This is a genomic window from Streptomyces oceani, from assembly GCF_001751245.1.
Classification (GTDB): domain Bacteria; phylum Actinomycetota; class Actinomycetes; order Streptomycetales; family Streptomycetaceae; genus Streptomyces; species Streptomyces oceani.
In genome coordinates this window covers 9,624-16,102 of record NZ_LJGU01000160.1, presented here as the reverse complement: position 1 = coordinate 16,102, position 6,479 = coordinate 9,624, and the positions used below count along the sequence as shown (strand labels likewise).

The window sequence follows — 6,479 nt, the reverse complement described above, 5'->3', positions numbered from 1 at the left end:
GCGTGTGTGGTGGTGGCGGCGCGGGGGCGGTTGATGCAGGCGTTGCCGCGTGACGGTGCGATGGTGGCGATCGAGGCGTCGGAGGCGGAGGTCGCTTCGTTGCTGGTGGGCCGCGCGGATGAGGTGAGTGTGGCGGCGGTCAACGGTCCGTCTTCGGTGGTGGTCTCGGGTGTGGAGGCGGCGGTGACCGAGGTCGGGGAGCATTTCCGGGCGCGGGGTTGTCGTACGCGTCGGTTGTCGGTCTCGCACGCGTTTCATTCGCCGTTGATGGAGCCGATGTTGGCGGAGTTTCGTCGGGTGGCCGAGGGGGTGGCGTATGAGCGTCCGTCGTTGTCGGTGGTGTCGAATGTCACGGGTGAGTTGGCGACCGTCGAGGAGTTGACGGACCCGGAGTATTGGGTGCGGCATGTGCGGGAGGCGGTGCGGTTCGCTGATGGTGTGGCGGCGCTGACCGCTCAGGGTGTGACGCGGTTCGTGGAGATCGGCCCGGACGGCACCCTCACCGCCATGGCACGCGGCTGCGTGGAGGGGGAGGCATCCGGGGGAGAGCTCTCGTTCGTGCCGTTGCTCCGCAAGGACCGGCCCGAAGAGGACTCCCTCGTCGGCGCGTTGGGGCGGTTGCACGTCGGTGGCGTGTCCCCGGACTGGTCGGCGGTACTGCCGGAGGTACCGGCCGCTCCCACCATCGACCTGCCGACGTACCCCTTCCAGCGCGAACGCTACTGGCCCACCCTCGCCGAGCCCGCCGCCCCCGCCGCCCCCGGCGAAGCCGTCGCGGCTGAGGACGGTGTGGACACCGCTTTCTGGTCCGCCGTCGAGGCCGGCGACGCGGCCTCTCTCGCGGCCACTCTCGGTGTGGACGACACCGTGCTGGACGGCCTCCTGCCCGCCCTCGCCGACTGGCGTAGGGGCCAGCGGGCGGACGCCGCCGTGGACCGCTGGCGTTACCAGGCGCGTTGGCAGCCGATGACGCGGTCCGGCTCCGCCAGTGCCACGCCCGCCGAACTCTCCGGTCGCTGGCTCCTGGTGGCGCCGGCCGGTGGCGTACTCCCCGAGGGAGCGCTGTCCCTGAGCAGCGACATGGAGTTGCTGGAGGTCCCAGCCGACGCGGACCGGGCCTCGCTCGCCGAGGCGCTGCGGGGAGCGCTGGCCGAGGGCGAGCCGGTTGCCNGAACGTCTGCGGGCCGCGACGGCCTCGGACACCGAACCGATAGATGGCGTGGTGTCTTTGTTGGCGTGTGTGGAGGGTGCGGGTGAGGTGGGTGCTGGTGGGGTTCCGGTGGGTGTGGTGGGGACGTTGGGTTTGGTGCAGGCGATGGGGGATGTGGGTGTGGGGGGTCGGTTGTGGGTGTTGACGTGTGGTGCGGTGTCGGTGGGGCGTGTGGAGGGTGGTCCGGTGGTGGGGTTGGCTGGGGTGTGGGGTTTGGGTCGGGTGGTGGGGTTGGAGTGGCCGGAGTTGTGGGGTGGTGTGGTGGATGTTCCGGGTGTGTGGGATGGGCGTGTGGTCTCGCGTGTGGTGGGTGTGTTGGGTCAGTCGGTGGGTGCGGGTGCGGGTGTGGAGGATCAAGTGGCGGTGCGGGGTTCGGGTGTGTGGGTGCGTCGGGTGGTGCGGGCTGGTGTGGCGGAGGTGGGTGTGGGTGGTTCGTGGGTGCCGGGGTCGGAGGCGGGTGCGGTGTTGGTGACGGGTGGTACGGGTGCGTTGGGTGCGCGGGTGGCGCGTTGGGCGGTGGAGCGGGGTGCCCGGAAGCTGGTGCTGACCAGCCGCCGCGGCAGCAAGGCCCCCGGAGCCCGCGAGTTGAAGGCCGACCTGCGTGCGGCCGGCGCCAGCGTCTCGGTCGTCGCCTGTGACACCGCGGACCGCGCGGCGCTGAGCCGGTTGCTGCGCAAGCATCCGGTGGATGCGGTGTTCCATGCGGCGGGTGTGTTGGATGACGCGAGTGTGGGTGAGTTGGCGGAGTCGACGTTGGCGGCGAGTTGGTCGGGCAAGGTGGCGGGTGCGGTGCATCTGCACGCGTTGACCCGGGATCGGGAGTTGTCGGCGTTCGTGGTGTTCTCGTCGATCGCTGGTGTGTGGGGTAGTGGTGGTCAGGGTGCGTACGCGGCGTCGAACGCGGCTTTGGACGCGTTGGTGGAGTCGCGTCGGGCGGCTGGCTTGGCGGGTACGTCGGTGGCGTGGGGTCCGTGGGCGGAGGCGGGTATGGCCGCTGATGGGGCGGCGGAAGAGCAGCTGCGTCGTCGTGGGTTGAGTCCGTTGCCGCCGCGGGAGGCGTTGCGTGCGCTGGGGCGTGTGTTGTCGGCTGGTGAGGGTGCGGTGGTGGTGGCGGACGTGGACTGGTCGCGGTTCGCCGCGGCGTTCACCAGTCGTCGCGCGGCCCCGCTGTTCGCCGAACTCCCCGAAGCGGCCCAGGCGCCCGAGGGCGTCGTCATCCAGGACGGCGAGCGGGACCTGCGGGCCCGGCTGGCCGAGCGTACGGCCGAGGAACGGGACCGCGCGCTGCTGGATCTCGTACGCCGCCACGCCGCGACCGTCCTGGGCCACCAGGACGCCGACGCCGTGCCGGAGAACCGCGCCTTCCGCGAGCTGGGCTTCGACTCCCTGACCGCGGTGGAGCTGCGCGGCGCCCTCAGCGCCGAGACCGGCCTGCCCCTGCCCGCCACCCTGGTCTTCGACCACCCCACCCCGACCGCCGTGGCCGAGCTGCTGCGTACGGAACTCTTCGGTACGGACGCCGCCACCGCGCTGCCCGCGGTCACCGCGACCGCCGTGGCAGAGGACCCCGTGGTGATCGTCGGCCTGGGCTGCCGACTGCCGGGCGGCATATCCGGCCCCGAGGACCTGTGGCGGCTGCTGTCCGAGGGCGGCGACGCCATCACGGACTTCCCCACGGACCGCGGCTGGGACCTGGACGAACTGTTCGCCGGGGAGACCGGCACCAGCAGCGACACCCGCAGCGGCGGCTTCCTCCACGACGCGGGCGGCTTCGACCCGGCGTTCTTCGGCATCAGCCCGCGCGAGGCCCTCGCCATCGACCCGCAGCAACGGCTGCTGCTGGAGACCTCCTGGGAGGCCCTGGAGCGTACCGGCATCAACCCCGACTCGTTGCGCGGCAGCCGTACGGGCGTGTTCGTCGGCGCCGGCAGCTCCGGCTACGGCAGCGGGCTGCGGGAGGCGCCGGAGGGACTCGGCGGCCACCTGCTCACCGGCACCGCCGGCAGCGTGGTCTCCGGCCGGGTCTCGTACACCCTCGGTCTGGAGGGTCCGGCCGTCACGGTCGACACCGCCTGCTCCTCCTCGCTGGTGGCGCTGCACTGGGCCGTACGGGCGCTGCGGGACGGCGAGTGCGACCTGGCCCTCGCCGGGGGCGTGACCGTGATCGGGAATCCGGGCGCCTTCGTGGAGTTCAGCCTGCAGGGCGGGCTGGCGCCGGACGGGCGGTGCAAGGCTTTCTCGGAGGACGCGGACGGCACCGGCTGGTCCGAGGGCGTCGGCGTGCTCGTCGTGGAGCGGCTGTCGGACGCCCGGCGCAACGGTCACCGCGTCCTGGCCACGGTCAGTGGCTCCGCCGTCAACCAGGACGGCGCCTCCAACGGGCTGACCGCCCCCAACGGGCCGTCCCAACAGCGGGTGATCCGGGAGGCGTTGGCGCAGGGCGGGCTCAAGCCCGGGGACGTGGACGTCGTCGAGGCGCACGGCACGGGCACGACGCTGGGTGACCCGATCGAGGCGCAGGCCCTGCTGGCCACCTACGGCCGGGACCGGGACGCGGACCGGCCGCTGTGGCTGGGCTCGATCAAGTCCAACCTCGGGCACACCCAGGCCGCCGCCGGGGTGACCGGCGTCATCAAGATGGTGCTGGCGATGCAGCACGGCCAACTGCCCCGCACCCTGCACGCGGACAGCCCGTCCAGCCATGTCGACTGGAGCGCGGGCGGCGTACGGCTGCTCGCCGAACCGGTGGACTGGCCGGCCACGACCGACACGCGCGTCAGTGCGGAGGCGGACGTGGACGCGGACGTGGACCGGCCGCGTCGGGCCGGCGTGTCGGCTTTCGGAGTCTCCGGCACCAACGCGCACGTTGTGATCGAGGCGCCGCCCCGCCAGCGCGCGGAGACCCAGCAGACTGGCACATCCCGGGAGTTGGGAACCGAGCCATCGCCCTGGGTGCTGTCCGGCCGCAGCTCCGCCGCGCTGCGTGGGCAGGCCGCCCGGTTGCGGGCACATGTCGAGGCCCGACCGGAGCTGGACGTACGGGACCTGGCCTGGTCCTTGGCCACCACCCGTGCGGTGTTCGAGCACCGGGCGGTGCTCACCGGCGGTGACCGGCCCGCGCTCCTTGACGCGCTGACCGCCCTCGCTGACGGAGAGGCCACTCGGGGCGTGCTGACGGGCGGCACCGCCGCACCCGGGCGTACGGCCGTGTTGTTCACCGGTCAGGGTGCGCAGCGGTGGGGGATGGGGCGGGAGTTGTACGCCGCGTTCCCGGTGTTCGCGGATGCCTTCGACGAGGTGTGCGCGCAGCTGGACATGGAGCTGGACCGTCCGTTGCGGGATGTGGTGTTCGGGGAGGACGTGGAGGCCCAGGGTGGCCTGAACGAGACGGGGGTGACGCAGCCGGCGTTGTTCGCGTTCGAGGTGGCGTTGTTCCGGTTGGTGGAGTCGTGGGGTGTGCGGCCGGATGTGTTGTTGGGGCATTCGATCGGGGAGTTGGCGGCGGCGTATGTGGCGGGTGTGTGGTCGTTGGCGGATGCGTGTGCGCTGGTGGCGGCGCGGGGGCGGTTGATGCAGGCGTTGCCGCGTGACGGTGCGATGGTGGCGATCGAGGCGTCGGAGGCCGAGGTCGCTTCGTTGCTGGCGGGCCGCGCGGATGAGGTGAGTCTGGCGGCGGTCAACGGTCCGCGGTCGGTGGTGGTCTCGGGCGTGGAGAGCGCTGTTGTGGAGATCGCGGAGCATCTCCGTGGTCAGGGTGCGCGTACGCGTCGGTTGTCGGTCTCGCACGCGTTTCATTCGCCGTTGATGGAGCCGATGCTGGCGGACTTCCGCCGGGTGGCCGAGCGGGTGACCTATGAGCGTCCGTCGCTGCCGGTGGTCTCCAACGTCACCGGTGAGCTGGCGACCGTCGAGGAGCTGACGGACCCGGAGTACTGGGTGCGGCACGTGCGGGAGGCGGTGCGGTTCGCCGATGGTGTGGCGGCGCTGACCGCTCAGGGTGTGACGCGGTTCGTGGAGATCGGCCCGGACGGCACCCTCACCGCCATGGCACAGTCCTGCCTGGACCCGGCCGAGCGGGCCGAAGCCCCGCTGCTGGTCCCCACCTCGCGGGAGGACCAGCCGGAGCCGAGCGCGCTGTTCGCGGCGCTCGGCGCGGCGTTCGTACACGGCGCGGACGTCGACTGGCCCGCCTGCCTCGCCGGCACCGGCACGGGCATCCGCGCGGGCACCACCGTCGAGCTGCCCACCTACGCCTTCCAGCACCGCCCGTACTGGCTCGCCGCCGCGCCGCACGCCGGCGGGGACCCGGGCGCGTACGGCCTGACCCCGCTCGGGCACCCGCTGCTCGGCGCGGCCGTGCCCATGGCGGAGGGGCGTACGGCCGTGCTGACCGGCCGCCTGTCGCTGCGGGCCCAGCCATGGCTGGGTGAGCACCGCATCGCCGGCGCCGCCGTGGTGCCCAGCACCGCCCTGCTGGATCTCGCCGTGCGCGCGGCCGACCAGGTGGGCTGCGCGCTCGTGCGCGAACTCGTCCTGGAGACACCGCTGGTGCTGCCCGAGCAGGGCGCCGTGCAACTCCAGGTACGGGTGGCGGAGCCGGACGGGAACGGCGCACGGATGCTCGCCGTCTACGGTCGCTCGCTGACCGGCGAGACGGACGCCGCCGCGCCGCCGTGGATGCGGCACGCGAACGGCGTGCTCGACCCGAGTCCGGCGCCCGCCGGGCACGACTCCTTCGACTTCGCCGCCTGGCCCCCGCCGGGCGCCGAGGAGGTCGACACGGACGGGCTGTACGAGCGGCTCGCGGACACCGGCTTCGGCTACGGCGCCACCTTCCGTGGGCTGCGGGCCGTATGGCAGCTGGACGGTGACGCGTACGCCGAGGTCGTACTCGACGGCGCGGCCGGCCAGTACGGGAACGCCGCCGGCACCACCGTCGACCCGACCGGGTTCGGTCTGCATCCCGCGTTGCTGGACGCCGCCCTGCACCCGCTCGGCCTCGGCCTGCCGGCCGAGTTGGGCACCGACCGGATGCTGTTCGCCTGGAACGGTGCCGCCCTGTACGCCACCGGCGCCAGCACGCTGCGGGTACGCCTCTCCCGTACCGGAGCGGACACGGTGGCGCTGCGGGCGGCGGACGGCGCGGGTCGGCCCGTGCTCGCCGTCGACTCGCTGCGGCTGCGGCGGGTGGACCCGCGGCAGCTCGCTGCCGCCCAGGACCAGCAGCCGGGCCACGCCCAGCTCCCGGCGGCCGAGACGACCCGCCCGG

The 6,479-nt window shown here is 73.1% G+C and carries 2 protein-coding genes; both read left to right on the top strand.

The genetic code is table 11. The annotated features are described in order from the left end of the window. Window positions 1-33 precede the first annotated feature (33 nt). Window positions 34-1,257 (top strand): acyltransferase domain-containing protein, encoded by a 1,224-nt coding sequence (locus AN216_RS25330; RefSeq protein ID WP_139140997.1) that lies wholly within the window; start codon window positions 34-36, stop codon window positions 1,255-1,257. Then, window positions 1,220-6,479, top strand: a 5,260-nt coding sequence (locus tag AN216_RS25325) for a type I polyketide synthase (RefSeq protein WP_212732759.1), incomplete at its 3' end; no start/stop codon positions are given. The genes AN216_RS25330 and AN216_RS25325, both read left to right, overlap by 38 nt.